Raw genomic sequence first — 26,468 nt, forward strand, 5'->3', positions numbered from 1 at the left:
AGGGGCGCGCATCCTACACCGGCGGTTAACCAGCCGTACAACTGACGGGAAAATGCCTGACATTGGGCAGCCGTCTCTGACTTAAGTTCTTACACTTGTCGCTTGCAGCTTAAAACTTGTCGCTGCGTAGCCCTATAATGCGCGCCGGTTTTTGGGGTAATGGTCATGAGTACAGAAGATCCGCGGTTTGCAGGCATCGCTCGTTTGTATGGCATCGAGGGCCTGGAACGCTTGCGCGCCGCCCATGTGGCGATCGTCGGCGTCGGTGGCGTCGGTTCCTGGGCGGCGGAAGCCATGGCCCGTTGCGGGGTTGGCGAGATATCGCTGTTCGACCTCGACGACGTCTGCGTCAGCAATGCCAACCGCCAGTTGCATGCGCTGGACAGCACCGTCGGCAAACCCAAGGTCGAGGTGATGGCCGAGCGTCTGCGCGGGATCAATCCTGATTGCACGGTGCACGCCGTGGCCGATTTCGTCACCCGCGACACAATGGCTGAATACATTACGCCGGACATCGACTGTGTGATCGACTGCATCGATGCGGTCAATGCCAAAGCGGCGCTGATCGCTTGGTGCAAACGCCGCAAGATCCAGATCATCACCACCGGCGGCGCGGGCGGGCAGATCGATCCGACGCTGATTCAGGTCTGCGATCTGAACCGCACCTTCAACGATCCGCTGGCTTCGAAAGTGCGCTCGACCTTGCGTCGTGACTACGGCTTTTCCCGCACCGTGACCCGCCACTACAGCGTGCCGTGTGTGTTTTCAACGGAACAGCTGCGCTACCCGAAACCGGATGGCAGCATTTGTCTGCAGAAGAGTTTTGTCGGCGACGGCGTGAAGCTCGACTGCGCCGGCGGGTTTGGCGCGGTGATGATGGTTACCGCGACATTTGGCATGGTCGCGGCGACCAAGGCTGTGGACAAGATTGTCGCTGGTGTTCGGCGCCCGGCGGACCGGGTCAAGCCTCAAGCCTGAAGGTATTTGATCGTTCCCACGCTCCGCGTGGTAATGCAGCCCGGGACGCTCCGCGTCCCATCCAGAGCCGAACGCGGAGCGTCCGTTGAGGCATTCCCACGCAGAGCGTGGGAACGATCAGTCAGCGAGCCAACTCATTCATCCGCTGAAGCACGGCATTGAGGCCATTGCTGCGCGATGGCGATAGCTGGCGGGACAGGCCGAGCTGATTAAACCAATCCGGCAAATCGATTTGCTTTATATCAGCCGCCGACAAGCCGTTGACCCGCAACAGCAGCAACGCCACCAACCCGCGAATCATCCGCGCATCGCTGCTTGCCTTGAACTGCCAGTGTCCGTCGCGCAAATCCCCGACCAGCCACACCTGACTCTCACAGCCATGCACCCGGTTGGCCTCGCACTTTTGCGCGTCATCCAGCGCCGGCAAGCGATCGCCGAACTGCATCAGCAACCGCGCCCGCTGTTCCCAGCCAGCCGCATTCTGAAAGATCTGCAGCGCCTCAGCCGCTTCAACCGGCAGGCTCATCGCAACATCTCCAGCGCCTGATCCAGCGCCTCGAAAAAGCGCTCCAGATCTTCCGAGTCGTTATACAGCGCCAGCGACACGCGAATCGCGCCGGCCAGTTCGAAGCTTTTCATCAGCGGCATGGCGCAGTGATGCCCGGCGCGTACGGCGATGCCTTGTTCGGTGAGCAGATGCGCCAGATCGGCGTTGTGCACGCCTTCGACGACAAAACTGGCCAAGGCCAGTTGCGGCTTGCCGAGCAGGCGAATGCCGTTGCGTGCGGCGAGGCCGCGCAACAGGTAGTCGTGCAGCGCCGCTTCGTGGGCAGACACGGCTTGCTGATCCAGTCCAGCCAGATAATCCAGCGTGGCTCCGAGGCCGATGACACTGGCGATCGGCGGTGTGCCTGCCTCGAACCCCAACGGCGCCGGGCGGAAGCGCGAATCCTGATAGTTGGCGTCGAGCACCATCTCGCCGCCGAACTGCCAATGCTGCAATTGCTCCAGCGCAGCGTTGCGCCCGAACAGCACGCCGAGGCCATCGGGGCCGTAGAGTTTGTGGCTGGAAAATACATAGAAGTCGCAACCCAGCGCCTGTACATCATGCCGACCGTGCACCACACCTTGCGCACCATCGACCACGGTCAGCGCGTTCTGCGCCTTGGCCATGCCCAGCAAAGCGGTCAGTGGCTGCCAGGCGCCGAGCACATTGGACAACTGGCTGACCGCCAACAAACGCGTGCGCGGGCCGATCAGGTGTACGGCAGCGCCGAGGTCGATCAGGCCGTCGGCATCCAGCGGCAGGATCACCAGTTTCAGATTGCGACGTTGCGCCAGTTGCTGCCACGGCAGCAGGTTGGCGTGATGCTCCAGGGCGCTGATGACAATCTCATCGCCCGGCTGAAACAGAGGCTCCAGACCATAAGCCAGCAGATTCAGCGCGCTGGTGGCGCCGTGGGTGAAGATGATTTGCCCGCTGTCACCGGCATTCAGCCATTGGCCAACCTTGCGCCGACTGTCTTCGAACGCTTGCGTCGCGTGGGCACCGGGCAGGTGTTGCGCACGATGCACATTGGCCGCGCCGTTGGCGTAGTAATGCGTCAGTGCGTCGAGCAGGGCCTGGGGTTTTTGCGTGGTGGCGGCGCTGTCCAGATAGGTCTGGTCTTGCCGTTGCAGCGCGGCGATGGCCGGGAAATCGGCGCGCCAGGGGGAGGGGATCATCATGGGTTCAGCCCTGTGAAATTGGGCGGGGTGTACGCCAAACCTTGTGGGAGCGAACCTGCACGCGAAAGCGTCCTTGAGGACGCCAAAAGCTTCGCGAGCAGACTCGCTCCCACAGGCCTACAGCGCTTAGTTGTGAGCGTGCAGCGCTTCGTTCAGTTCGATCGCCGATTTGTGGGTCTTGCATTCCACAGCACCGGTTTCCGAATTGCGACGGAACAGCAGATCAGTCTGACCGGCCAGCTCACGTGCTTTCACAACCTTGACCAGATTGTTGTTTTCGTCGAGCAGCGCAACCTTGGTGCCAGCGGTCACGTACAGGCCCGATTCCACAGTGTTGCGGTCGCCCAACGGAATACCGATACCGGCGTTGGCGCCGATCAGGCAGCCTTCGCCGACCTTGATCACGATGTTGCCACCGCCCGACAGGGTGCCCATGGTCGAGCAACCGCCGCCCAGGTCCGAACCCTTGCCGACGAAGACGCCAGCGGAAACGCGGCCTTCGATCATGCCCGGGCCTTCGGTGCCAGCGTTGAAGTTGATGAAACCTTCGTGCATCACGGTGGTGCCTTCGCCGACATAGGCGCCCAGACGCAGACGTGCAGCATCAGCGATACGCACGCCGGCCGGTACCACGTAGTCGGTCATTTTCGGGAACTTGTCCACTGAGAACACTTCCAGCAGCTCGCCGCGCAGGCGTGCTTCGAGTTGCATTTCTGCCAGTTCGCTCAGGTCGATCGCGCCCTGGCTGGTCCACGCCACGTTCGGCAGCAGCGGGAAGATACCGGCGAGGCTGACGCCGTGCGGCTTGACCAGACGGTGCGAGAGCAGATGCAGCTTGAGGTAGGCCTCAGGCGTGGAGGTCAGTTGCGCGTCTTCGGCCAGCAGCGTGGCGACCAGCGGCTTGTGGCTTTCGGCCAGGCGGGTCAGCAGCTTGCCTTGCACGGCGTCGATGCCTTTCACGGCTTCAGCCAGTTGCGCAGCCTGGGCGGTGGTGAAGGTGATGGCCTGGTTGCCTTCGGTGTAACCGAGGATCGGCGCAACAGCCGCGACCAGTTCGGCCGAAGGGTTGAGCAGTGGCTGAGCGTAGAACACTTCCAGCCATGCGCCTTGACGGTTCTGGGTGCCGACACCAAAAGCGATGCTGAACAGGGAATTGGACATGTGAATACCTCTACAAAGAGTGACGGGCTGCTTACTTCAGAGCGGCCGCGTAGATATCTGGCTTGAAGCCAATCAGGGTTTGGTCACCGAGATCGAGCACCGGGCGCTTGATCATCGAGGGTTGTGCGAGCATCAGTTCGATAGCTTTCGCCTGGTCGAGATCGGCTTTGCGTTCGTCGTCGAGTTTGCGAAAGGTCGTGCCGGCGCGGTTCAACACGGTTTGCCAGCCGTGCTCGTCGCACCATTGGGTCAGGTGCTCACGGTCAATGCCGGCGGTCTTGTAATCGTGAAAGTCGTAGCTGACAGCGTGTTCATCGAGCCAGGTGCGCGCCTTTTTCATGGTGTCGCAGGCTTTGATGCCGAAAAGGTGCAACGTTTTACTTGAAACGGCCAAGGAATCGCCCCCTTTACAGGTGCTGGAAAAAAATGGTGACGGATTATGCCATGACCGGACGGTTTCGTCGGCCACGGTTGTCGTAACGCTGTAAAACCTGTGGGAGCGAGCTTGCTCGCGAAGGGGGCCTGTCAGTCAATTTCTGTGCTGAATGACACACCGCATTCGCGAGCAAGCTCGCTCCCACATTTAGTCCGGCGTCCAGGCGTGCGACGTATGTGCAACGGTCAGCCACAGCCTAAGGCGCTAATATGGCAGTTCAACGCTGTCGATCGCCTGAGATTCTGGTTTTATGCAAACTGCTTACACCGTCCTCATCCTGCTGATGCTGGTCAGCGTCTCGCGACTGGTCGGGCGGGTCATCCCGCTGCCGTTGCCGCTGGTACAAATTGCTGCCGGTGCCTTGCTCGCCTGGCCGACGCTTGGCCTGCACGTCGCCCTCGATCCCGAATTGTTCCTGTTTCTGTTCCTGCGGCCGTTGTTGTTTTCCGATGGCTGGCGCATGCCCAAACGCGCCTTCTGGCAATTGCGTGGACCGATCCTGACCCTGGCGGTCGGCCTTGTTCTGTTCACCGTGGTCGGTGCCGGTTATTTCATTCATTGGCTGTTGCCAACGATTCCGCTGCCAGTGGCCTTTGCCCTGGCAGCGGTTTTATCGCCAACGGACGCCGTGGCGGTTTCAGCGATTTCGCAGAACCGTCTCCCCACGCCGCTGATGCACATCCTTCAGGGCGAGGCGCTGATGAATGACGCCTCAGGCCTGGTGACCTTCAAGTTCGCCCTCGCTGCAGCGGTCACGGGCGTGTTTTCGTTGACCAATGCCAGTCTGACCTTCGTCGCGGTGGCGCTCGGTGGCCTGGCTGTGGGTGTAGCGTTGAGCTGGCTGGTCGGGCGCCTGCGCGCGTGGATGATCGCCCGCGGCTGGGACGATCCGGCCACTCACGTGGTGTTCATGTTGCTGCTGCCGTTCGCCGCTTACGTACTGGCTGAACGTCTGGGCGCTTCGGGCATTCTTTCGGCGGTGGCGGCGGGGATGATGCAAAGCTGGCTCGACCTGCTGCCGCGCCAGACCAGCACGCGATTGCTTAATCGCAGCGTCTGGGCGCTGCTCGAATTTGCGTTCAATGGCTTGATCTTCCTGCTGCTTGGCCTGCAATTGCCAGACATCATCAAGGCGGTGGTCAGCCATGAGCCGACGCTGTGGCCAACGCTGTTCTATCGCTGCCTCGATGTGCTGGCGATTTTCGTCGCGCTGGTGCTGCTGCGGTTCATCTGGGTGCAGAGCATCTGGCGCTTGTCGGTGTTGCTGCGCCGAGTGCGCGGCAAGGGCGAGCTGACGCAAGTGCCCACGGCGCGTTCATGCTGGTTGCTGACGGTGGGCGGTGTGCGCGGGGCGGTGACGCTGGCAGGCGTGATGTCGGTGCCGATGCTGATCGGCGCCGAGGCTTTTCCTGAACGCGACTTGCTGATCTTCATTGCTGCCGGGGTGATTCTGCTGTCGCTGGTCTCGGCCTGTATCGCGCTGCCCTTGCTGCTGCGCGGCATCGACAAAAGTCCTGACGACAAGCGTCGTCAGGAAGTGCGCGACGCTTGGCGCAAGACAGCCGAAGCGGCGATTCACTCGCTGGAAAGCGAAGAAGTGGTCCCGCAGGATGCCGCTCAAGCGGCGCTGGCAGCGGAGCTCAAGGCGCGGATCATGTCCGAATATCGCCATCAACTTGATGTGTTCAATGATTCCGCCGAGGCTCAGGCGCTGGCATTCCAGATGGATCTGCTTGAACGGCGTTTGCGCTTGAAAGCGCTGCGCGCGCAGCGTCTGGAACTCTACAGCCTCAGTCGTCAGCACCAGATCGGTGATGACGTGTTGCGAGAAGTGCTCGGGGAACTGGATTTGAGCGAGGCCAATCTGGGCCAGGTCAAGTCGTAGCACGAGATGATTCCTGATGGCGATTCAAGGGGATTCGCAAGAGCCGCCGTCAGGAATTTCGATCGGATAAAAATGTGCGCAGATGCGTTTGTCCTGCCAACTTATTTCCGTGTTCATCGGTATCTCAAACTTCCCATCGGTTAGTTCCTTCTCGACAGGATAATGCATGATTGAAGTCGGATCGTATGGGGTGACGGTGATCGCCTCGTCTATCGGTGTAAAAATGTTCAGGTCCACGCTTTGCTTATCCATTCCCCATTTTTCCGCATATTCCTGATAGACCTTCGGTCTATTCCAGGGAATGTTAGCATCAGGGTGCAGATGCTCATGATGAAAACCGAGCGCATGACCGAACTCATGTATTACTACCGTGCGAAAATCCGCATCTCCCGGTCGCGCGTATATGAACATCGTGGGTTTTCCTGCCGCGACTGTTAGTGCGTCGGTGCCAATTTGCGAAGCGTTTTGAGTAGTGTCGGTTGTAATTCGGATTACGCCGTCTTTACTATCGATGAAGCTAAAGGTGAGGCTGACATAGTCCGCCCATTCCCATATATGGCTCTTTATCGCTTCTTTCAGCGAGGCGGGTGGGTTGTCCACAAACGAAATGGTCAGATGGCGGCTCGGGTGCCAACACTTTGCATTGAGTGCCATGGTCCGGGAGGTCAGGCCTGAGTTGTTGGTGTACGAAATATTTTTCGAGTTTTCATTGATGGCCGCTCGAAAGCTGGCAACTGGATCTTCTATTTCAAGATTCAGACAGGGTCTGGTTTTGTACATGGTCAATTCCTTTGAGGTTTTATCCAGGGTTGACTGCAAGTTGGTGGTTAAAAACTTGTAGTTTGTAAGTTGGTTATTGCGGGGGGTAGGTTATTAGTTAGTGTATTGAGGAGTAAAGGAGGGGGTTGTAAGGTAGCGTTTCTTTTTTTTAGTCCGCATCAGGTGGCCTGATGCGGACACTTGAAAGTTACTGTTGGCGAGTAACGAATGCGCGTATTCTTTCGGCGGCCTCGACACATTCCGCCAGCGGCGCAACCAGCGCCATGCGCACGCGGCCCGCCCCCGGATTGACGCCATCGACATCGCGAGACAGGTACGAGCCCGGCACCACGGTCACATGCTCCTGCTCGAACAGATCACGGCAGAACGCCGCATCATCGCCCTGCACATTCGGCCACAGATAGAAGCTGCCGTCCGGGCGCTGTATGTCCATGACCGGGCTGAGAATGTTCAGCACCGCATCGAATTTCTCGCGATACAGCGCGCGGTTGGCGCGCACATGCACTTCGTCATTCCACGCGGCAACGCTGGCCAGTTGAGTCTGTACCGGCATCGCGCAGCCGTGGTAAGTGCGATAGAGCAGGAAGCCCTTGAGGATGTCGGCATCGCCGGCAACAAAGCCTGAGCGCAAGCCCGGAAGGTTGGAGCGCTTGGACAGGCTGTGAAAGACCACGCAGCGCTTGAAGTCATTGCGGCCCAGTTCGACGCAGGCGCTGAGCAGGCCCGGCGGTGGAGTTTGCTCGTCGAAGTACAGTTCGCTGTAGCACTCGTCGGCGGCAATGACGAAGTCGTACTGATCAGCCAGGGCGATCAACTTCTTCAGAGTCTCGACCGGAATCAGCGCGCCGGTCGGATTGCCCGGCGAGCACAGGAACAGAATCTGGCAGCGCTGCCAGATCTCCGGCGCTACTGCGTCGAAGTCCGGGTTGAAGCCGTTTTCATCCAGGCATGGCAGGTAATGCGGCTTGGCCCCGGCGAGGAACGCGGCGCCTTCGTAGATCTGATAGAACGGGTTCGGGCTGACCACCAGCGCATCGTCGCCACGGTTGACCACGGTCTGGGTGAAGGCGAACAGCGCTTCACGGGTGCCGTTGACCGGTAGCACATTGCGCGCCGGATCGATCCAGCCGTTCGGCACGCCAAAACGACGCTCGCACCAGCCGGCGATGGCTTCGCGCAGGGCCGGGATGCCGAGGGTGGTCGGGTACACCGCCATCTGATCCAGACTGTTCGCCAGCGCTTCGGCGACAAAGCTCGGCGAACGGTGTTTCGGCTCGCCGATCGACAGGGCGATCGGGCGTTTGTCCGGGTTCGGCGTAACGCTGCCGAGCAGGGCGCGGAGCTTTTCGAACGGGTACGGCTGGAGCTGGTTCAAAGCGTTGTTCATGGGGGCCTCTTTTAAATGCTCAAGAGCTTTCTGTGGCGAGGGGATTTATCCCCGTTGGGCTGCGCAGCGGCCCCAAAAACCATTCACTGCGGTTCAACTTACTGTCCGCATACACAGGTTTTACGACTGCTTCGCAGCCGAACGGGGATAAATCCCCTCGCCACAGGGGATTGTATGTACCGGAGGAAAGCATGGGCTGCATTCACGGGAATAAACGGGTGATTCAGATACTGATCCGCGAAAGTTTGATATCCGGTTCCTGATTGACGCTCAACTGTTCGACGATCGCATCCTGCAGACGGCTGCACAGCAGCGGATCGGACAGCGGCTGGTTGTGCGCGTCGGTGATGAAGAACACGTCTTCCACGCGCTCGCCCAGGGTCGCAATCTTGGCGTTCTGCAGCGACAGGTCGAACTCGAGGAAAATCCCCCCGACCCGCGCCAGCAGGCCCGGCCGGTCGGGCGCGGTCAGCTCCAGCACGGTCACTGGACGCTGGGCGTCGTTGTGAATGGTGACCTGCGGGGCGAAGGCGAAGTGTTTGAGCTGACGCGGCACCCGGCGCTGGATGATCGTCGGGTAGTCGTCCGGGTTGCGCAGCGCTTCGGTCAGGCCTTCGCGGATCTGCTTGATCCGCGCCGGATTGTCGCCGATCGATTCGCCTTCGTTGTCGAGCACGATGTAGGTGTCGAGGGTGAACTGGCTGCTCGAGGTGATGACCCGGGCATCGTGAATGTTCAGGTTGAGCTGGTCCATCGCCGCCACGGTCACGGCGAAGAAGTCATGCTGGTCCGGTGCATAAATGAAGATCTGCGTGCCGCCCTCGAACTCGCGCTGGGTGGTTTCCTTGATCAGCACCAGCGGCCCGCCATCAACCGGTTGCTGCAGGATCGCGTCGCTGTGCCAGGCTACATCGCCGGCGGTGTGACGCAGGAAATAGTCATCGCCCAATTGCGCCCACAGCTGCTCGACGTCGTCCGGATCGGTGCCGCCGCGCACCAGAATGTCCAGCGCCGCGCTTTGCGTCTGGCGGATCTGTTCTTCGCGATCCACCGGGTTTTCCAGACCCCGGCGCAGGGCGCGCTTGGTCTCGGTATAAAGCTGGCGCAGCAGGCTGGCGCGCCATGAGTTCCACAGCGTCGGGTTGGTCGCGTTGATATCGGCCACGGTCAGCACGTAGAGGTAGTCGAGGCGGGTTTCGTCGCCGACCGCCTGGGCGAAATCGTGGATCACCTGCGGGTCGGACAGATCCTTGCGCTGCGCAGTGGTGGACATCACCAAATGGTTCTGCACCAGCCAGACGATCAGGCGGCTGTCCCACACCGGCAACTGGTGACGCTGGCAGAACGCCTCGGCATCGACCGCGCCGATCTCCGAGTGATCACCATGCCGGCCCTTGCCGATATCGTGATACAGACCGGCCATGTAGATCAGCTCAGGCTTGGGCAGCTTGGCCATGAGCTTGGCCGCCAGCGGAAATTTCTCCGAGACCTGGGTGTACTGCAGTTTGCGCAGGTGCTTGATCAGATTCAGCGTGTGCGCATCGACCGTATAAATGTGGAACAGGTCGTGCTGCATCTGCCCGACGATAAAACCGAACTCGGGCAGGTAGCGCCCGAGAATGCCGTAACGGTTCATCCGCCGCAGATTGCGATGGATGCCGATCTTGCACTTGAACAGCTCGATGAACAGGCTGGTGTTGCGGATATCGTTACGGAAGTTGTCATCGATCAGATGACGATGTTCTCGCAGCAGACGAATGGTGTCGGCGCGCACGCCTTTGATTTCCGGCTGTTGGGCCATCAGCACGAAAATTTCCAGCATGGCGAACGGCGTGCGGCGGAACACGTTGTCATTGCGCGCTTCGATGTAACCGTCATGCAACTGGAAGCGCGAATTGATCGGTTGCGGCGGTGCTTCGTCTTCCGGAGCGAGGATGACTTCCTCGAAGTGCTGGATGATCAGATCGCTCAGTTGGGCGATGCTCATCACGGTGCGGAAATACTGCTGCATGAAGTTTTCGACCGCCTGTTTGGCGTCGTCTCCTTCAAATCCGAGCAGGCCGGCAATGGTGCGCTGATGATCGAACAGCAAGCGGTCTTCGGAACGGCCGGCGAGCATGTGCAGCGCGTAGCGCACTTTCCAGAGGAATTCCTGGGAGGAGGCGAGCAGGGCGTTTTCGCTTTCGACCAGAAAGCCTTCGCCAGCGAGGGCGCGCAGGTTCAGGGTGCCGTACTGACGGCGGGCGACCCAAAGGATCGTCTGAATATCGCGCAGGCCACCGGGCGAGCCTTTAACGTTCGGTTCGAGGTTGTACTCGGTGTCGTTGTATTTGTGGTGGCGAGCCTTCTGCTCGGCACGCTTGGCCAGGAAGAACTCCTTGGCCGGCCACATGTGCGCGGTGCTGGTGACGTCGAGCATGCGCTGGCGCAGGCGCTCGGGGCCGCAGATGGTGCGGCTTTCCATCAGATTGGTGACCACAGTCAGGTCGGCGCGGGCCTCTTCTGCGCATTCGTCGACCGAGCGCACGCTCTGGCCGACCTCCAGACCGATGTCCCAAAGCAGCGTCAGAAAACGCTCGATGGAATCGCGGAAAACTTCGTGGTCGGCACTGTCGAGCAGAATCAGCAGATCGATATCGGAGTAGGGGTGCAGTTCGCCGCGACCGTAGCCGCCCACCGCCACCAGAGCGATGTCGGCGTCTTCGCTCCAGTTGAACTGCTCCCAGGCCTTTTGCAGGATATTGTCGACAAACCAGGCGCGGTCCTCAATCAGCCGGCGGATGTCGCGGCCATTGCGAAAACGCGTGTCGAGGACCTCGCGGGCCTGGCGGATCGCCTTCTTGAACGCCGCGATAGGACTCGCTTTGAGGGCCAGTTCAGCCTGGAACTGGCCGCGGTCGAAGAGTTCGGGATCCACCTGCGGCATCGATTGGCTTTCCTTCTATAGGCTGGGAGCGTTCTGGGTGTCAGGCCGAGATACGCGGGATGGTGTCATCGCTGCGCAAAGTGAAAATCTCGTAGCCGGTGTCGGTGACCAGCAGGGTGTGTTCCCACTGTGCCGAGAGCTTGCGGTCTTTGGTGATCGCGGTCCAGCCGTCGCCCAGAACCTTGGTGTCGGCCTTGCCCTGGTTGATCATCGGCTCGATGGTGAAGGTCATGCCAGCCTTCAGTTCCATGCCGGTGCCGGCGCGACCGTAGTGCAGAATCTGCGGTTCTTCGTGAAAGACCTTGCCGATGCCGTGACCGCAGAACTCGCGCACCACCGAGAAACCGTTCTTTTCCGCGTGCTTCTGGATGACTTCGCCGATGTCGCCGAGGCGGCAGCCGGGTTTGACGATCTCGATCGCCTTGTACATGCATTCCCGGGTGACCTGCGACAGGCGCTCGGCCCAGACCGGCACTTCGCCGACGTGGAACATGCGGCTGGTATCACCGTGGTAGCCGTCTTTGATCACCGTGACGTCGATGTTCAGGGTGTCGCCGTTTTTCAGCGGCTTGTCGTTAGGGATGCCGTGGCAGACCACATGGTTGATCGAAGTGCAGATCGACTTCGGGTAGCCCTTGTAGTTGAGCGGGGCAGGGATGGCCTGCTGCACATTGACGATGTAGTCGTGGCAGATCTGGTTGAGCTGATCGGTGGTCACGCCCGGTTTGACATGTTCGGCAATCATTTCCAGCACATCGGCGGCCAGTTTGCCGGCGACACGCATGCCAGCGATGTCCTCGGGGGTTTTGAGGTTGACGGTCATACAGGCTCTCTCTGCGCTCGGCGGCGCTTACGGATACGAATTGGGTGGCAAGCGTACATTTTGCGACCCTGAAAAACGCGATTCTACCAGACGGGAGGCGCAAATCCGCGCCTGCATGTCCAGCTTGTATCTATACAATGGTGCCCATCGAGCCGATTCCAAGGGGGCTGCGCCCGTGTCCCTGGTGCGAATACAGATTCCGGGTTCCGTTTCTGCGCACCCTGTGGTATAAAATGCGCCGCTTTCCGGGGATGCCCCGAAAAGTTTAAATCCACACACGTGTCGACACGATGACCTGGGTGCCTTGGGCTTTATGCCTCTGGTTGGTCATTGGGATACGTGGAGGCCAAACCCGACTTATCAAGGAACTATCATGTCCCAAGTCAACATGCGCGATATGCTGAAGGCCGGTGTGCACTTCGGTCACCAAACCCGTTACTGGAATCCGAAAATGGGCAAGTACATTTTCGGCGCGCGTAACAAGATTCACATCATCAACCTTGAAAAAACCCTGCCAATGTTCAACGAAGCTCTGACTTTCGTAGAGCGTCTGGCCCAGGGCAAAAACAAGATTCTGTTCGTCGGCACCAAGCGTTCCGCTGGCAAGATCGTTGCTGAAGAAGCAGCACGTTGCGGCTCGCCGTACGTCGATCACCGCTGGTTGGGCGGCATGCTGACCAACTTCAAAACCATTCGTGCTTCCATCAAGCGTCTGCGTGACCTTGAAGTTCAAGCCGAAGACGGTACTTTCGCCAAGCTGACCAAGAAAGAAGCGCTGATGCGCTCCCGTGATCTTGAGAAGCTGGATCGTTCGCTGGGCGGCATCAAGGACATGGGCGGTCTGCCAGACGCACTGTTCGTGATCGACGTTGACCACGAGCGCATCGCGATCACCGAAGCCAACAAGCTGGGCATCCCGGTCATCGGCGTTGTCGATACCAACAGCAGCCCGGAAGGCGTTGACTACATCATCCCAGGCAACGATGACGCCATCCGCGCTATCCAGCTGTACATGGGTTCGATGGCTGACGCAGTTATCCGCGGCCGCAACAACGTTGCTGGCGGTACTGTAGAATTCGCAGCTGAAGAAACTCAGGCTGCAGCTGAGTAATCGACGCCCCTGGCGTTGACTCAGTAAGCAAAAAGGGGGCTTGGCCCCCTTTTTGCCACCTCGAAAACCATTTGTCGGCGCCCACGTCTGTATTTGTCATGTGCGGCAGCCAACATGGGTGGTTCGGGAAGAATTGAACGCCCGTTCGATCGGGTGGAATGGTTGAAAACCTATCCAAGAGGAATTTGAAAATGGCAGCAATTACTGCAGCGTTGGTCAAAGAACTGCGCGAGCGTACCGGCGAAGGCATGATGGATTGCAAGAAAGCCCTGGAAAAGGCTGACGGCGACATCGAAAAAGCCATTGATGACATGCGTGCTTCGGGCGCGATCAAGGCTGCGAAAAAAGCTGGCAACGTTGCCGCTGAAGGCGCAATCGCCATCAAATCGAATGACAAGGCAGCCGTGCTGCTGGAAGTCAACTCGCAGACCGACTTCCTGGCCCTGCAAGACGACTTCAAGAACTTCGTTGCTGCCAGCGTAGAAAAAGCTTTCGACGAAAAACTGACCGACGCAGCTCCGCTGATCGCCGCTCAGGAATCGGCTCGTGAAGCTCTGGTTGCCAAAGTCGGCGAGAACGTCAACATCCGTCGTCTGGTACGCGTAGAAGGTGACGTTGTCGGCACTTACCTGCACGGTAACAAGATCGGTGTTGCTGTTGTCCTGAAAGGCGGTGACGTCGAACTGGCCAAAGACATCGCTATGCACGTTGCTGCAAGCAACCCTGAGTTCCTCCTGCCTTCGCAAGTCTCCGACGAAGCGATCGAGCGTGAGAAAGCTGTGTTCCTGCAGCTGAACGAAGAAAAGATCAAAGGCAAGCCAGAAAACATTGTTGAGAACATGGTCAAGGGCCGTATCAGCAAGTTCCTGGCAGAAGCGAGCCTGGTCGAGCAGGCGTTCGTCAAGAACCCTGAAGTCAAGGTTGGCGAACTGGCCAAGAAAGCCGGTGCTGAAATCGTTTCCTTCACCTACTTCAAAGTAGGCGAAGGCATCGAGAAGCCGGTCGACAACTTCGCTGAAGAAGTTGCTGCCCAGCTGGCTGCCGCCAAGCAATAAGACGGTTTTTCAACTGTCGCCCGAAAGAGGCTGCCCGCTAACGCGCGCAGCCTCTTTTCAGATGGGGTACCAATTTTTTATTGGTTTCCACCCGGAACTGACTTACAAAGCCATGTTCCGATGGCGCTGCAGCAGCGCCAAGCTAGAGTGAACGCCAGCTGTAAACAGCTCGCAAAGAATTTTAAATACGCCGCAGGAGAGATTCGCAATGGCTCAGCAGGGCAGTGGTTATCAGGCTCGCTATAAACGCATTCTACTCAAGCTTAGCGGCGAGGCCCTGATGGGCTCGGAAGAGTTCGGGATCGATCCGAAGGTGCTGGATCGCATGGCGCTGGAAGTCGGCCAGCTGGTCGGCATCGGCGTGCAGGTCGGTCTGGTGATCGGCGGTGGCAACCTGTTCCGTGGCGAAGCCCTGAGCAAAGCCGGTATGGATCGGGTCACGGGCGACCACATGGGCATGCTGGCCACTGTGATGAACGCCCTGGCCATGCGCGATGCGCTGGAACGTGCCAATATCTCGGCCATCGTCATGTCGGCCATTTCCATGGTCGGTGTGACCGATCACTACGATCGTCGCAAAGCCATGCGCCACCTGAACTCCAAGGACGTCGTGATCTTCGCGGCCGGTACCGGCAATCCGTTCTTCACCACGGATTCGGCAGCCTGCCTGCGTGCAATCGAAATCGACGCCGACGTTGTGCTCAAGGCCACCAAGGTTGATGGCGTGTACACCGCAGACCCGTTCAAAGACCCGCATGCCGAGAAGTTCGATCATCTGACTTATGATGAAGTACTGGATCGCAAGCTGGGCGTAATGGATCTGACTGCTATCTGCCTGTGCCGCGATCACAAGATGCCGCTGCGCGTATTCAACATGAACAAGCCCGGCGCCCTGCTGAACATCGTGCACGGCGGCGCTGAAGGGACTTTGATCGAGGAAGGCCAACAATGATCAACGAAATCAAGAAAGACGCCCAAGCGCGTATGCAGAAATCCCTGGAATCTCTGAACCACGCGTTCGGCCAGATTCGTACCGGCAAGGCTCACCCGAGCATCCTTGGCAGCGTCATGGTGCCTTACTACGGCACTGACACTCCGCTGAGCGGCGTTGCCAACGTCACCGTGAAAGATTCGCGCACCCTGCAGGTCGTGGCCTTCGAGCGCAACATGCTCGCTGCCGTCGACAAGGCAATCCAGAGCGCCGGTCTGAACCTCAACCCGACCAATCTGGGCGAGTTGCTGTTGATCCCGATGCCTGCCCTTACCGAAGAAACGCGCAAAGGCTTCACCAAGCAGGCCCGCAGTGCAGCCGAAGACGCGCGCGTAGCCGTGCGCAACATCCGTCGCGATGCCTTGGGCGAGCTGAAAAAACTGGTCAAGGACAAGGAAATCAGCGAAGACGAAGAGCGTCGTGCCATCGCCGATATCGATAAGCTGACCAAAGAATCCGAGGCCCAGATCACCAAGGCCACGGACGAGAAAGAAAAAGACCTGATGGCCGTATAAGGGTCGAGCTTTAAATGGACAAGACCAAGCAGACTGCGCCGTCCGCGGTGCCGCGCCATGTCGCGATCATCATGGATGGCAATAATCGCTGGGCGAAAAAACGCTTTATGCCGGGTGTCGCCGGGCATAAAGCGGGCGTGGATGCTGTGCGGGCGGTGATCGAGGTGTGCGCCGAGGCCAAGGTCGAAGTCCTGACCCTGTTCGCCTTCTCCAGTGAAAACTGGCAGCGCCCGGCCGATGAGGTCAGTGCCTTGATGGATTTGTTCTTCAAGGCGCTGCGTCGTGAGGCCAAGCGTCTCAACGACAACAACATCAGCCTGCGCATCATTGGCGATCGCTCGCGCTTCCACCCTGAGCTTCAGGCGGCGATGCGCGAGGCCGAGGCCATGACCGTCGGTGCCAACCGCTTTGTCCTGCAGATCGCCGCCAACTATGGCGGTCAGTGGGATATCGCTCAGGCTGCGCAACGTCTGGCGCGTGAGGTTCAGGCCGGGCATTTGCGTCCGGAGGACATCACCCCGGATCTGCTGCAAACGTGTCTGGCGACCGGCGATCTGCCGTTGCCTGACCTGTGCATTCGCACCGGTGGCGAGCATCGCATCAGCAACTTCCTGCTGTGGCAGCTGGCCTACGCCGAGCTGTACTTCTCCGACCTGTTCTGGCCGGACTTCAAACACGACGCCATGCGCACCGCGCTGGCCGATTTCGCTTCACGCCAGCGTCGCTTCGGTAAAACGAGCGAACAGGTCGAAGCTGGAGCCCGGGTTTAATGCTTAAACAACGAATCATCACTGCACTGATCCTGCTGCCGATTGCCTTGTGCGGGTTTTTCCTGCTCAAAGGTGCCGGCTTCGCGCTGTTCATTGGCCTGGTGGTGAGCCTCGGTGCCTGGGAATGGGCGCGTCTGGCCGGCTTCACCGCACAGTCGTTCCGCGTCGGCTTTGCCGCTGTGGTCGCCTTGATGCTGTTTGTCATGTATGTGCTGCCAGGCCTTGCGCCTTGGGTGCTCGGTGCATCGGTGATCTGGTGGGCGATTGCGACTTATCTGGTGCTGACGTATCCACGCTCCAGCGCGCACTGGTCCACGGCGGCAACCAAGCTGCTGATCGGCCTGCTTATCCTGCTGCCTGCGTGGCAGGGTCTGGTGCAGATCAAGCAGTACCCGCTGGGTAACTGGTTGATCATGGCGGTGATGGTGTTGGTCTGGGGCGCGGACATCGGCGCTTATTTCTCCGGACGCAAGTTCGGCAAGCGCAAGCTGGCGCCGCAGGTCAGTCCGGGCAAGAGCTGGGAGGGTGTTTACGGTGGTCTGGCGCTGAGTCTGGTGATTGCCGCGATCGTCGGGCTGGTGCGCGACTGGACCGTGGCCGAACTGCTCAAAGGCCTGATCGGCGCGGCAGTGATCGTCTTCATTTCCGTGGTCGGTGACCTTACCGAAAGCATGTTCAAGCGCCAGTCCGGCATCAAGGACAGCAGTAATCTGCTGCCCGGGCATGGTGGCGTGCTGGATCGCATCGACAGCCTGACCGCAGCCATTCCGGTATTCGCCGTACTGCTCTGGATGGCCGCACCGTGAGTCGTCCCCAGCAGATTACGGTGTTGGGTGCGACCGGTTCGATCGGTCTGAGCACCCTGGATGTGATTGCGCGTCATCCTGAGCGTTATCAGGTTTTTGCATTGAGTGGTTTCACCCGTCTTAGCGAATTGCTCGCGCTGTGCGTTCGTCATGTACCGCAATTTGCCGTGGTGCCTGAAGGTGCTGCGGCGCGTGGGTTGCAGGATGACTTGCGTGCAGCCGGTTTGCCGACTCGTGTGCTGGTAGGCGAGGAGGGCCTGTGTCAGGTTGCCTCCGCGCCTGAAGTCGACGCGGTCATGGCGGCCATTGTCGGTGCGGCGGGTTTGCGTCCGACACTGGCGGCGGTCGAGGCGGGCAAGAAGATTCTGCTCGCCAACAAGGAAGCGCTGGTGATGTCCGGCGCGCTGTTCATGCAGGCCGTGCGCAAAAGTGGCTCGGTGCTGCTGCCGATCGACAGTGAACACAACGCGATTTTTCAGTGCATGCCTGCGGATTTCGCGCGCGGCTTGAGCTCGGTGGGGGTGCGGCGGATCTTGCTGACCGCCTCTGGCGGGCCTTTCCGGCAGACGCCGATGTCCGAGCTGGCGCATGTTTCGCCGGAGCAAGCGTGTGCGCATCCGAACTGGTCCATGGGGCGCAAGATCTCCGTGGATTCGGCAAGCATGATGAACAAGGGTCTGGAATTGATCGAAGCCTGCTGGTTGTTCGATGCCAAACCGTCTCAGGTCGAAGTTGTGATTCATCCGCAAAGCGTGATCCATTCTCTGGTCGATTACGTCGATGGCTCGGTCCTGGCGCAGTTGGGTAATCCGGACATGCGCACACCGATCGCCAACGCCCTGGCCTGGCCGGAGCGTATCGATTCCGGCGTACCGCCACTGGATCTGTTCGCCATTGCGCGACTGGATTTTGAGGCGCCTGATGAAAGCCGTTTCCCCTGTCTGCGATTGGCCCGTCAGGCGGCCGAAGCTGGCGACAGCGCGCCGGCGATGCTTAACGCGGCCAATGAAGTGGCGGTTGCAGCGTTTCTCGACGGACGGGTTCGCTACCTGGAAATCGCGAGTATCATCGAGGAAGTCTTGAATCTGGAGCCGGTGGTGGCGCTGCACGACCTCGATGCCGTATTTACGGCGGACGCGAAAGCGCGATTGCTGGCCGAGCAATGGTTGAGTCGGCACGGCCGATAGTTTTTTGTAACGCAACGGCGACACGCGACACTGAACAGGATTGCGGAGAAAGTAGATGAGCGCGCTCTATATGATTGCCGGCACCCTGATCGCCTTGGGTGTGCTGGTCACCTTCCACGAATTCGGCCACTTCTGGGTCGCGCGTCGCTGTGGCGTCAAGGTTCTGCGTTTCTCCGTGGGCTTTGGCATGCCGTTGCTGCGCTGGCATGACAAGCAAGGCACCGAGTTCGTGGTCGCCGCGATTCCGCTGGGCGGCTACGTCAAGATGCTCGACGAGCGCGAAGGCGAAGTGCCGGTCGATCAACTCGATCAGTCGTTCAATCGCAAATCGGTACGTCAGCGTATCGCCATTGTTGCCGCTGGCCCGATTGCTAACTTCCTGCTGGCGTTAGTCTTCTTTTGGGTCTTGGCGATGCTCGGCAGCGAGCAAGTGCGTCCGGTCATTGGCGCGGTCGAGTCTGGCAGCATTGCCGCCAAGGCTGGTCTGAACGCTGGCCAGGAGATTGTATCGATCGATGGCGAGCCAACGTCAGGTTGGGCTGCGGTCAATCTGCAACTGGTGCGCCGTCTCGGTGAGAGCGGCGCCATTCAATTGCTGGTGCGCGAGCAGGGTTCGACGGCAGAATCGCCGCGCACGCTGGCCCTGGATAACTGGCTAAAAGGCGCCGACGAGCCGGATCCGATCCGCTCGCTGGGCATTCGTCCTTGGCGTCCGGCCTTGCCGCCGGTGCTTGCCGAGCTGGACCCGAAAGGTCCGGCTCAGGCGGCGGGGCTGAAAACCGGCGATCGATTGCTGGCGCTTGATGGCCAGCCGCTCGATGACTGGCAGCAAGTGGTCGATACCGTTCGTACGCGTCCTGATACCAAAATCATGCTGCGCATCGAGCGCGACAATGCTCAAATCGACGTCCCTGTGACCCTGGCGGCGCGCGGTGAAAGCAAAGCGCCAAGCGGTTATCTGGGCGCTGGCGTCAAAGCCATCGACTGGCCGTCGGAAATGATCCGCGAGGTCAGTTATGGCCCGCTGGCCGCGATTGGCGAGGGTGCCCGTCGCACTTGGACCATGAGCATTCTGACGCTGGATTCACTGAAGAAAATGCTGTTCGGCGAGCTCTCGGTAAAAAACTTGAGTGGACCGATAACCATTGCTAAAGTGGCGGGCGCTTCTGCCCAGTCGGGCGTCGCTGATTTCCTGAATTTCCTTGCTTATCTGAGTATTAGCCTGGGCGTTCTGAATTTGCTGCCCATTCCTGTACTGGATGGGGGGCATTTGTTGTTTTATCTGATCGAGTGGGTGCGTGGTCGCCCCTTGTCGGATCGGGTGCAAGGTTGGGGGATACAGATCGGTATCAGTTTGGTGGTCGGGGTGATGTTGCTTGCTCTGGTCAACGATCTGGGTCGACTGTAACGCTTCGCTGAATTGCGAATCTGCCGCATTTTGCGGCAGTTTGTTTATTGCCAGTTGGAATAAGAAAGGACTTCATGAAACGTCTGCTGCTAACTGCGGTTCTCACCGTATTGATGATCGCCGAAGTTCACGCCGAGTCCTTCACTATCTCTGATATTCGCGTCAATGGCCTCCAGCGGGTCTCCGCGGGTAGCGTCTTTGGTGCCTTGCCGTTGAACGTCGGCGAGCAGGCGGATGATCGTCGCCTGGTGGAATCCACTCGTGCGTTGTTCAAAACCGGTTTCTTTCAAGATATCCAGCTGGGCCGCGAAGGCAACGTTCTGGTCATCACCGTCGTCGAGCGTCCTTCGGTCGCCAGTATTGAAATCGAAGGCAACAAGGCGATTTCCACTGAAGACCTGATGAAGGGCCTCAAGCAATCCGGTCTGGCCGAAGGCGAAATCTTCCAGCGCGCCACCCTCGAGGGTGTGCGTAACGAACTGCAGCGTCAGTACGTTGCCCAGGGTCGTTACTCCGCTACCGTCGACACCGAAGTGGTTTCGCAGCCGCGTAACCGCGTGGGTCTGAAGGTGAAGATCAACGAAGGTACCGTTGCCGCCATCCAGCACATCAACGTGGTAGGCAATACGGTTTTCCCTGAGGAAGACCTGACTGACCTGTTCGAACTGAAAACCACCAACTGGCTGTCGTTCTTCAAGAACGATGACAAATATGCCCGTGAAAAACTCTCCGGTGACCTGGAGCGTCTGCGTTCCTACTATCTGGACCGCGGCTACATCAACATGGACATCGCTTCGACCCAGGTATCGATTACCCCGGACAAGAAGCACGTCTACATCACCGTCAACGTCACCGAAGGCGAGAAGTACACCGTTCGTGACGTCAAGCTCAGTGGCGACCTGAAAGTCCCTGAAGAGCAGATCAAGTCGCTGTTGCTCGTGCAGAAGGGCCAGGTGTTCTCGCGCAAGCTGATGACCACCACCTCCGAGCTGATCACCCGTCGTCTGGGTAACGAGGGCTACACCTTCGCCAACGTCAACGGCGTGCCTCAGCCGCACGATGATGACCACACTGTGGACATCCTCTTCGCTGTCGACCCGGGCAAGCGTGCCTACGTCAACCGCATCAATTTCCGTGGCAACACCAAGTCCGAGGACGAAGTGCTGCGTCGTGAAATGCGTCAGATGGAAGGTGGCTGGGCTTCGACCTACCTGATCGACCAGTCCAAGACCCGTCTGGAGCGTCTGGGCTTCTTCAAGGAAGTCAACGTTGAAACCCCGGCCGTGCCAGGTGTCGACGACCAGGTTGATGTGAACTACGCCGTTGAAGAACAGGCTTCCGGTTCGATCACCGCCAGCGTCGGTTTCGCCCAGAGCGCCGGTCTGATCCTCGGTGGCTCGATCACCCAGAACAACTTCCTCGGTACCGGTAACCGCGTCAGCATCGGTCTGACCCGCAGCGAATACCAGAGCCGCTACAACTTTGGCTATGTGGACCCGTACTGGACCGCTGATGGCGTGAGCCTGGGTTACAACGCGTTCTATCGCACCACTGACTACGATGAGCTCGATGCCGATATTTCCAGCTATGCGGTAGACAGCCTCGGTGCGGGCGTGAACGTCGGCTACCCGATCAGTGAGACTTCGCGTCTGACGTTCGGTCTGTCTGCCCAGCAGGACAAGATCAACACCGGTCGCTATACCGTTGACGAGATTTTCGATTTCGTCGAGAAGGAAGGCGACAACTACCTGAACTTCAAGGCCTCGGCCGGTTGGTCCGAGTCGACCCTGAACAAAGGCGTGTTGCCGACCCGTGGTCGTTCCCAGAGCCTGACCCTGGAAACCACCATTCCTGGCAGCGACCTGTCGTTCTTCAAACTCGACTACCGTGGTCAGTTGTTCCAGCCGATCACTGAAAACTACACCCTGCGCCTGCACTCCGAACTCGGTTATGGCGATGGTTACGGTTCGACCGATGGTCTGCCGTTCTATGAAAACTACTATGCAGGTGGTTTCAACTCGGTTCGTGGCTTCAAGGACAGCACCCTGGGCCCGCGCAGTACGCCGAGCCGTGGTAACAACCCGGGCACTATTGCAGACCCGGACCAGGATCCACTGCCGTTCGGTGGTAACGTCCTGATCCAGGGTGGCGTGGAAGTCCTGTTCCCGTTGCCATTCGTCAAGGATCAGCGTTCCCTGCGTACTTCGGTCTTCTGGGATGTCGGTAACGTCTTTGACTCGCAGTGCAAGGACACTACGAACGCCAATGGTTCGTCGTCCAACACCAAGTGCAACGACATCAGCCTGAGCAACATGGCCAGCTCCGTAGGTGTGGGCGTGACCTGGGTCACCGCACTGGGACCGTTGAGCTTCGCGCTGGCGATGCCGGTGAAGAAACCGGATGACGCTGAAACTCAAGTGTTCCAATTCTCCCTCGGCCAGACGTTCTAAGCGTCTGACCCAAGATAACGACAATGGATTTTGTAGGAGTGCATCGTGCGTAAGTTGACTCAATTGGTTCTCCTGGCCTCCGTACTGGTGGCAGGCCCGGCGTTCGCCGACATGAAAATTGCCGTGCTGAACTATCAGATGGCTCTGCTGGAATCCGACGCGGCGAAGAAGTACGCCGTGGATGCCGAGAAGAAGTTCGGTCCGCAACTGACCAAGCTGAAAACCCTGGAAAGCAGCGCCAAAGGCATTCAGGACCGTCTGATGGCCGGTGGCGACAAAATGCAGCAGGGCGAGCGTGAGCGTCTGGAGCTGGAATTCAAGCAAAAGGCCCGCGACTTCCAGTTCCAGTCCAAGGAGCTGAACGAAGCCAAAGCCGTTGCCGACCGTGAAATGCTCAAGCAACTGAAGCCGAAACTGGACAGCGCTGTGGAAGAAGTCATCAAGAAGGGTGGTTTTGACCTGGTGTTCGAGCGTGGCGCAGTCATTGATGTCAAACCTCAGTACGACATCACGCGCCAGGTTATCGAGCGCATGAATCAGCTGAAGTAACCCATGACCGTGACTATCAGGCTCGGCCAGTTGGCCGAGCACCTCGGCGCCACCCTGCGTGGCGACCCCGAGAGGCAAATTACTGGGCTAGCCACTTTGCAAGAGGCTGGCCCAGCTCAGTTGAGCTTTCTGGCAAATCCCCAATACCGCAAATACCTGGCCGGTTCTCAGGCAGCTGCACTGCTGCTCAAGGAAGCCGACGCTGAGGGTTTTGCCGGTAATGCCTTGGTGGTGCCGGACCCTTATCTGGCCTATGCACGTATCTCGCATCTGTTCGATCCAAAGCCAAAAGCGGCTGGCGGGATTCATCCGACAGCGGTGATCGCGGCGGACGCGGTGGTTGACCCGAGTGCCAGCATCGGTCCGTTCGTGGTGATCGAAGCCGGTGCACGCATCGCTGCACAGGTCACGCTGGGCGCGCATTGCGTAGTCGGCGCGCGCAGCGAAATCGGTGAAGGCGGCTGGCTCGCTCCGCGCGTCACGCTGTATCACGATGTGCGCATCGGCAAGCGTGTGGTTATTCAGTCCGGCGCAGTGATCGGCGGTGAGGGCTTCGGCTTCGCCAACGAAAAAGGTGTCTGGCAAAAAATCGCCCAGATCGGTGGCGTGACCATCGGCGACGATGTCGAGATCGGCGTGAACACCGCCATCGACCGCGGCGCTCTGGCCGATACCGTGATTGGCAATGGCGTGAAGCTCGACAACCAGATTCAGATCGCGCACAACGTCCAGGTCGGTGATCACACCGCCATGGCCGCGTGCGTCGGCATTTCCGGCAGCACCAAAATCGGCAAGCACTGCATGCTCGCCGGCGGTGTTGGTCTGGTCGGCCACATTGACATTTGCGACAACGTTTTCCTGACCGGGATGACCATGGTGACTCACTCGATTACCGAGCCGGGCGCCTATTCTTCCGGCACAGCCATGCAACCGGCGGCCGAATGGCGCAAAAGCGCGGCCCGCATCCGTCAGCTCGATGACATCGCGCGACGGTTGAAACAGCTGGAAAAGCGCGTTGGGGAAGTGACCCCTGACGGTAATGCTTCATCTGATGGCTGATACCATTTCCATATCAAGTGTGCACAGCCTCTGGACTGCCTCCTTGATTTGCTAGAGGAGTGCGCGTCAGTCGCGCTCCCAATCTTTACATAGGCTTTCCCCTGAAATGATGGACATCAACGAGATTCGCGAATACCTGCCTCACCGTTACCCGTTCCTGCTGGTGGACCGGGTGGTGGAACTGGACACTGAAGGCAAGCGAATTCGCGCCTACAAGAATGTCAGCATCAATGAACCGTTCTTCAATGGTCACTTCCCTGCGCATCCAATCATGCCGGGCGTGCTGATCATCGAAGCGATGGCTCAGGCTGCCGGGATCCTCGGTTTCAAGATGCTCGACGTCAAACCGGCCGACGGCACCCTGTATTACTTCGTCGGTTCCGACAAGCTGCGCTTCCGCCAGCCAGTCAAGCCGGGCGATCAGTTGATCCTTGAAGCGACATTCATCAGCTGCAAGCGCAAGATCTGGAAGTTCGAATGCCAGGCTTCGGTGGACGGCAAGCCGGTCTGCTCGGCAGAAATCATCTGCGCGGAACAGAAAGTATGAGTTTGATTGACCCTCGCGCAATCATCGATCCGTCCGCCGTTCTGGCTGACGGCGTCGAGGTCGGCCCGTGGTCGATCATCGGCGCAGGTGTGGAAATCGGCGAGGGTACCGTGATCGGGCCGCATGTGATCCTCAAGGGGCCGACCCGCATTGGTAAGCACAATCGCATCTACCAGTTTTCTTCGGTAGGCGAAGACACCCCGGATCTGAAGTACAAAGGCGAGGAAACCCGCCTGGTGATCGGCGACCACAACGTCATCCGCGAAGGCGTGACCATTCACCGTGGCACCGTGCAGGACCGTTCGGAAACCACCCTGGGTGATCACAACCTGATCATGGCCTATGCCCACATCGGCCATGACAGCGTCATCGGCAATCACTGCATTCTGGTCAACAACACTGCGTTGGCCGGGCATGTACACGTTGACGACTGGGCGATCCTCTCCGGTTTCACCCTGGTGCATCAGTACTGCCACATCGGCGCCCACAGCTTTTCCGGCATGGGCACGGCGATCGGCAAGGATGTTCCGGCGTTCGTCACCGTATTCGGCAACCCGGCCGAAGCGCGCAGCATGAACTTCGAAGGCATGCGCCGTCGCGGTTTCAGCGAAGACGCGATCCACGCCTTGCGTCGTGCTTACAAGACGGTCTATCGGCAGGGCCTGACGGTCGAGCAGGCGCTGGCCGAGCTGGCAGAGCCGTCTGCGCAGTTCCCTGAAGTCGCCGTGTTCCGCGATTCGATCCAGGCATCGACTCGCGGCATCACCCGCTGATCATGGCCAGTCTGCGTATTGCGCTGGTGGCGGGTGAGGCTTCCGGTGACATTCTCGGCGCCGGCCTCATGCGCGCGCTCAAGGCACAGCACCCGGCAGTCGAGTTCATCGGCGTCGGCGGTCCGTTGATGCAGGCCGAAGGCCTGACCTCGTACTTTCCCATGGAGCGCTTGTCGGTCATGGGGCTGGTGGAGGTCCTCGGTCGGCTGCGTGAATTGCTCAAGCGCCGCAAAGAGCTGATTGCCACACTGATTGCCGCAAAGCCAGACGTGTTCATCGGCATCGATGCGCCGGATTTCAACCTCAATATCGAACTCAAGCTGCGTCAGGCCGGGATCAAGACCGTGCATTACGTCAGCCCGTCGGTGTGGGCATGGCGGCAGAAACGGGTGCTGAAGATCCGCGAAGGCTGCGATCTGATGCTGACCCTGTTGCCGTTCGAAGCGAAATTCTACGAAGAGAAAGGCGTGCCGGTGCGTTTCGTCGGTCACACCTTGGCCGATACCATTCCGCTGCAAGCCGACCGAGCCGCTGCACGCGCCGAGCTGGGTTTGCCCGACGGCCCGCTGGTGGCGTTGATGCCCGGCAGCCGTGGCGGTGAAGTCAGTCGCCTCGGTGCGCTGTTCCTCGACACTGCCGAACGTCTGCGCGCCATGCGTCCGGGCGTGCGCTTTGTCATGCCTTGTGCAAACCCGGAACGCCGGGTGCAACTTGAGGCCTTGCTTGCTGGCCGGGATTTGCCGGTAACCTTGCTCGACGGTAAATCTCATCTGGCGCTCGCCGCGTGCAACGCCGTGTTGATCGCCTCTGGCACTGCTACCCTTGAAGCGCTGCTGTACAAGCGGCCGATGGTGGTGGCCTATCGGTTGGCGCCGCTGACGTTCTGGATTCTCAAGCGCATGGTCAAGAGCCCGTACGTGTCGCTGCCCAACTTGCTCGCCCAGCGCTTGCTGGTGCCGGAGTTGTTGCAGGATGATGCGACTGTCGAGGCGTTGGCGCAGACGCTGTCGCCCTTGATCGATGGCGGCGAGGAACAGACCCGCGGCTTCGACGAGATCCACCGCACGCTGCGGCGCGATGCTTCCAATCAGGCGGCGCAAGCCGTCCTTGACCTGATCGGCAAACCACAATGAGCAAGACAAG

The 26,468-nt window shown here is 59.3% G+C and carries 24 protein-coding genes and 1 pseudogene; 17 read left to right on the forward strand and 8 right to left on the reverse strand.

All coding sequences use genetic code 11. From position 1 onward, the window contains the following. Window positions 1–159: 159 nt before the first annotated feature. Window positions 160–978, forward strand: coding sequence for a tRNA cyclic N6-threonylcarbamoyladenosine(37) synthase TcdA (tcdA, locus tag D8U71_RS11300; RefSeq protein WP_125917994.1), 819 nt, complete (start codon window positions 160–162; stop codon window positions 976–978). Between the two features lie 121 nt (window positions 979–1,099). Here tcdA and D8U71_RS11305 read toward each other — a convergent pair whose 3' ends face one another. The 4 genes from D8U71_RS11305 to D8U71_RS11320 form a co-directional block, all read right to left on the reverse strand. After that, window positions 1,100–1,504 carry a SufE family protein gene (locus D8U71_RS11305; protein ID WP_016771483.1) on the reverse strand — a complete coding sequence of 135 codons (405 nt, stop codon included), beginning with the start codon at window positions 1,502–1,504 and terminating at the stop codon, window positions 1,100–1,102. Beyond that, window positions 1,501–2,706, reverse strand: coding sequence for a cysteine desulfurase (locus D8U71_RS11310; protein WP_130887777.1), 1,206 nt, complete (start codon window positions 2,704–2,706; stop codon window positions 1,501–1,503). Before D8U71_RS11310 ends, D8U71_RS11305 begins: the two co-directional genes overlap by 4 nt. Window positions 2,707–2,832: 126 nt before the next feature. Beyond that, window positions 2,833–3,867, reverse strand: a complete 1,035-nt coding sequence (dapD, locus tag D8U71_RS11315) for a 2,3,4,5-tetrahydropyridine-2,6-dicarboxylate N-succinyltransferase (RefSeq protein WP_041478134.1) — start codon at window positions 3,865–3,867, stop codon at window positions 2,833–2,835. A 31-nt stretch (window positions 3,868–3,898) separates the two neighbouring features. Continuing rightward, on the reverse strand, window positions 3,899–4,261 hold the full coding sequence (locus tag D8U71_RS11320; protein WP_269670131.1) for an ArsC family reductase: 363 nt from the start codon (window positions 4,259–4,261) through the stop codon (window positions 3,899–3,901). Window positions 4,262–4,360: 99 nt separating this feature from the next. Between D8U71_RS11320 and D8U71_RS28605 the strand changes: the two are divergent. Both D8U71_RS28605 and D8U71_RS11330 read left to right on the forward strand, forming a co-directional pair. Then, window positions 4,361–4,447, forward strand: a pseudogene (locus tag D8U71_RS28605) (metal ABC transporter ATP-binding protein); the annotation flags it as partial. 106 nt (window positions 4,448–4,553) lie between these two features. Further along, entirely contained in the window at window positions 4,554–6,188 is a 1,635-nt protein-coding gene (locus D8U71_RS11330; protein ID WP_130887779.1) for a Na+/H+ antiporter, read from the forward strand. Window positions 6,189–6,212: 24 nt separating this feature from the next. Here the strand turns inward: D8U71_RS11330 and D8U71_RS11335 are convergent, their stop codons facing one another. The 4 genes from D8U71_RS11335 to map all read right to left on the reverse strand — a co-directional run bounded on the left by D8U71_RS11335 (window position 6,213) and on the right by map (window position 12,104). Continuing rightward, on the reverse strand, window positions 6,213–6,968 hold the full coding sequence (locus tag D8U71_RS11335; protein ID WP_130887780.1) for a M12 family metallopeptidase: 756 nt from the start codon (window positions 6,966–6,968) through the stop codon (window positions 6,213–6,215). A 187-nt stretch (window positions 6,969–7,155) separates the two neighbouring features. Next, on the reverse strand, window positions 7,156–8,355 hold the full coding sequence (gene dapC / locus D8U71_RS11340) for a succinyldiaminopimelate transaminase (protein WP_130887781.1): 1,200 nt from the start codon (window positions 8,353–8,355) through the stop codon (window positions 7,156–7,158). 223 nt (window positions 8,356–8,578) lie between these two features. Continuing rightward, window positions 8,579–11,281, reverse strand: coding sequence for a [protein-PII] uridylyltransferase (locus D8U71_RS11345; RefSeq protein WP_016771478.1), 2,703 nt, complete (start codon window positions 11,279–11,281; stop codon window positions 8,579–8,581). 40 nt (window positions 11,282–11,321) lie between these two features. Next, a complete protein-coding gene (gene map, locus D8U71_RS11350; protein WP_130887782.1) occupies window positions 11,322–12,104 on the reverse strand; it encodes a type I methionyl aminopeptidase in 783 nt (260 codons plus the stop codon). 373 nt (window positions 12,105–12,477) lie between these two features. On the opposite strand from map, the gene rpsB reads away from it, so the two are divergent. The 14 genes from rpsB to lpxB all read left to right on the forward strand — a co-directional run bounded on the left by rpsB (window position 12,478) and on the right by lpxB (window position 26,458). After that, a complete protein-coding gene (gene rpsB / locus D8U71_RS11355) occupies window positions 12,478–13,215 on the forward strand; it encodes a 30S ribosomal protein S2 (protein ID WP_003222119.1) in 738 nt (245 codons plus the stop codon). 191 nt (window positions 13,216–13,406) lie between these two features. Next, window positions 13,407–14,270, forward strand: coding sequence for a translation elongation factor Ts (gene tsf / locus D8U71_RS11360; RefSeq protein WP_016771476.1), 864 nt, complete (start codon window positions 13,407–13,409; stop codon window positions 14,268–14,270). A gap of 208 nt (window positions 14,271–14,478) precedes the next feature. Beyond that, window positions 14,479–15,222: a UMP kinase gene (pyrH, locus tag D8U71_RS11365; protein WP_003222124.1), complete on the forward strand. Its 744-nt coding sequence runs from the start codon at window positions 14,479–14,481 to the stop codon at window positions 15,220–15,222. Beyond that, window positions 15,219–15,776, forward strand: a complete 558-nt coding sequence (gene frr / locus D8U71_RS11370; protein ID WP_007954771.1) for a ribosome recycling factor — start codon at window positions 15,219–15,221, stop codon at window positions 15,774–15,776. Before pyrH ends, frr begins: the two co-directional genes overlap by 4 nt. A 14-nt stretch (window positions 15,777–15,790) precedes the next feature. Beyond that, on the forward strand, window positions 15,791–16,546 hold the full coding sequence (uppS, locus tag D8U71_RS11375; RefSeq protein WP_016771475.1) for a polyprenyl diphosphate synthase: 756 nt from the start codon (window positions 15,791–15,793) through the stop codon (window positions 16,544–16,546). After that, the gene (locus D8U71_RS11380; protein WP_130887783.1) at window positions 16,546–17,352 is read left to right on the forward strand and encodes a phosphatidate cytidylyltransferase; all 807 of its coding nucleotides are present in this window, start codon (window positions 16,546–16,548) and stop codon (window positions 17,350–17,352) included. The genes uppS and D8U71_RS11380 overlap by 1 nt, the downstream gene beginning before the upstream one ends. Next, on the forward strand, window positions 17,349–18,539 hold the full coding sequence (ispC, locus tag D8U71_RS11385; RefSeq protein WP_130887784.1) for a 1-deoxy-D-xylulose-5-phosphate reductoisomerase: 1,191 nt from the start codon (window positions 17,349–17,351) through the stop codon (window positions 18,537–18,539). Before D8U71_RS11380 ends, ispC begins: the two co-directional genes overlap by 4 nt. A 55-nt stretch (window positions 18,540–18,594) precedes the next feature. After that, on the forward strand, window positions 18,595–19,947 hold the full coding sequence (rseP, locus tag D8U71_RS11390; protein WP_130887785.1) for a sigma E protease regulator RseP: 1,353 nt from the start codon (window positions 18,595–18,597) through the stop codon (window positions 19,945–19,947). Between the two features lie 74 nt (window positions 19,948–20,021). After that, a complete protein-coding gene (gene bamA / locus D8U71_RS11395) occupies window positions 20,022–22,397 on the forward strand; it encodes an outer membrane protein assembly factor BamA (protein ID WP_130887786.1) in 2,376 nt (791 codons plus the stop codon). Between the two features lie 45 nt (window positions 22,398–22,442). Continuing rightward, window positions 22,443–22,946 carry an OmpH family outer membrane protein gene (locus D8U71_RS11400; protein ID WP_003222140.1) on the forward strand — a complete coding sequence of 168 codons (504 nt, stop codon included), beginning with the start codon at window positions 22,443–22,445 and terminating at the stop codon, window positions 22,944–22,946. A gap of 3 nt (window positions 22,947–22,949) precedes the next feature. Continuing rightward, a complete protein-coding gene (lpxD, locus tag D8U71_RS11405; RefSeq protein WP_016771470.1) occupies window positions 22,950–24,005 on the forward strand; it encodes a UDP-3-O-(3-hydroxymyristoyl)glucosamine N-acyltransferase in 1,056 nt (351 codons plus the stop codon). 106 nt (window positions 24,006–24,111) lie between these two features. Then, window positions 24,112–24,552 (forward strand): 3-hydroxyacyl-ACP dehydratase FabZ, encoded by a 441-nt coding sequence (gene fabZ / locus D8U71_RS11410; RefSeq protein ID WP_016771469.1) that lies wholly within the window; start codon window positions 24,112–24,114, stop codon window positions 24,550–24,552. Beyond that, window positions 24,549–25,325, forward strand: coding sequence for an acyl-ACP--UDP-N-acetylglucosamine O-acyltransferase (lpxA, locus tag D8U71_RS11415; RefSeq protein WP_016771468.1), 777 nt, complete (start codon window positions 24,549–24,551; stop codon window positions 25,323–25,325). The genes fabZ and lpxA overlap by 4 nt, the downstream gene beginning before the upstream one ends. Next, entirely contained in the window at window positions 25,325–26,458 is a 1,134-nt protein-coding gene (gene lpxB / locus D8U71_RS11420; protein WP_162999776.1) for a lipid-A-disaccharide synthase, read from the forward strand. The genes lpxA and lpxB overlap by 1 nt, the downstream gene beginning before the upstream one ends. Window positions 26,459–26,468 lie beyond the last annotated feature (10 nt).

The organism is Pseudomonas sp. Sample_21, assembly GCF_004307525.1.
Taxonomy (GTDB): Bacteria; Pseudomonadota; Gammaproteobacteria; order Pseudomonadales; family Pseudomonadaceae; genus Aquipseudomonas; species Aquipseudomonas atacamensis.

What these genes read in the sequence shown, in the direction of transcription:
- tcdA (WP_125917994.1), top strand. Translation starts at nt 160, where the DNA reads ATGGTCATGAGTACAGAAGATCCGCGGTTTGCAGGCATCGCTCGTTTG.
- D8U71_RS11305 (WP_016771483.1), bottom strand. Translation starts at nt 1,504, where the DNA reads ATGAGCCTGCCGGTTGAAGCGGCTGAGGCGCTGCAGATCTTTCAGAAT.
- D8U71_RS11310 (WP_130887777.1), bottom strand. Translation starts at nt 2,706, where the DNA reads ATGATGATCCCCTCCCCCTGGCGCGCCGATTTCCCGGCCATCGCCGCG.
- dapD (WP_041478134.1), bottom strand. Translation starts at nt 3,867, where the DNA reads ATGTCCAATTCCCTGTTCAGCATCGCTTTTGGTGTCGGCACCCAGAAC.
- D8U71_RS11330 (WP_130887779.1), top strand. Translation starts at nt 4,554, where the DNA reads ATGCAAACTGCTTACACCGTCCTCATCCTGCTGATGCTGGTCAGCGTC.
- D8U71_RS11335 (WP_130887780.1), bottom strand. Translation starts at nt 6,968, where the DNA reads ATGTACAAAACCAGACCCTGTCTGAATCTTGAAATAGAAGATCCAGTT.
- dapC (WP_130887781.1), bottom strand. Translation starts at nt 8,355, where the DNA reads ATGAACAACGCTTTGAACCAGCTCCAGCCGTACCCGTTCGAAAAGCTC.
- D8U71_RS11345 (WP_016771478.1), bottom strand. Translation starts at nt 11,281, where the DNA reads ATGCCGCAGGTGGATCCCGAACTCTTCGACCGCGGCCAGTTCCAGGCT.
- map (WP_130887782.1), bottom strand. Translation starts at nt 12,104, where the DNA reads ATGACCGTCAACCTCAAAACCCCCGAGGACATCGCTGGCATGCGTGTC.
- rpsB (WP_003222119.1), top strand. Translation starts at nt 12,478, where the DNA reads ATGTCCCAAGTCAACATGCGCGATATGCTGAAGGCCGGTGTGCACTTC.
- tsf (WP_016771476.1), top strand. Translation starts at nt 13,407, where the DNA reads ATGGCAGCAATTACTGCAGCGTTGGTCAAAGAACTGCGCGAGCGTACC.
- pyrH (WP_003222124.1), top strand. Translation starts at nt 14,479, where the DNA reads ATGGCTCAGCAGGGCAGTGGTTATCAGGCTCGCTATAAACGCATTCTA.
- frr (WP_007954771.1), top strand. Translation starts at nt 15,219, where the DNA reads ATGATCAACGAAATCAAGAAAGACGCCCAAGCGCGTATGCAGAAATCC.
- uppS (WP_016771475.1), top strand. Translation starts at nt 15,791, where the DNA reads ATGGACAAGACCAAGCAGACTGCGCCGTCCGCGGTGCCGCGCCATGTC.
- D8U71_RS11380 (WP_130887783.1), top strand. Translation starts at nt 16,546, where the DNA reads ATGCTTAAACAACGAATCATCACTGCACTGATCCTGCTGCCGATTGCC.
- rseP (WP_130887785.1), top strand. Translation starts at nt 18,595, where the DNA reads ATGAGCGCGCTCTATATGATTGCCGGCACCCTGATCGCCTTGGGTGTG.
- bamA (WP_130887786.1), top strand. Translation starts at nt 20,022, where the DNA reads ATGAAACGTCTGCTGCTAACTGCGGTTCTCACCGTATTGATGATCGCC.
- lpxD (WP_016771470.1), top strand. Translation starts at nt 22,950, where the DNA reads ATGACCGTGACTATCAGGCTCGGCCAGTTGGCCGAGCACCTCGGCGCC.
- fabZ (WP_016771469.1), top strand. Translation starts at nt 24,112, where the DNA reads ATGATGGACATCAACGAGATTCGCGAATACCTGCCTCACCGTTACCCG.
- lpxA (WP_016771468.1), top strand. Translation starts at nt 24,549, where the DNA reads ATGAGTTTGATTGACCCTCGCGCAATCATCGATCCGTCCGCCGTTCTG.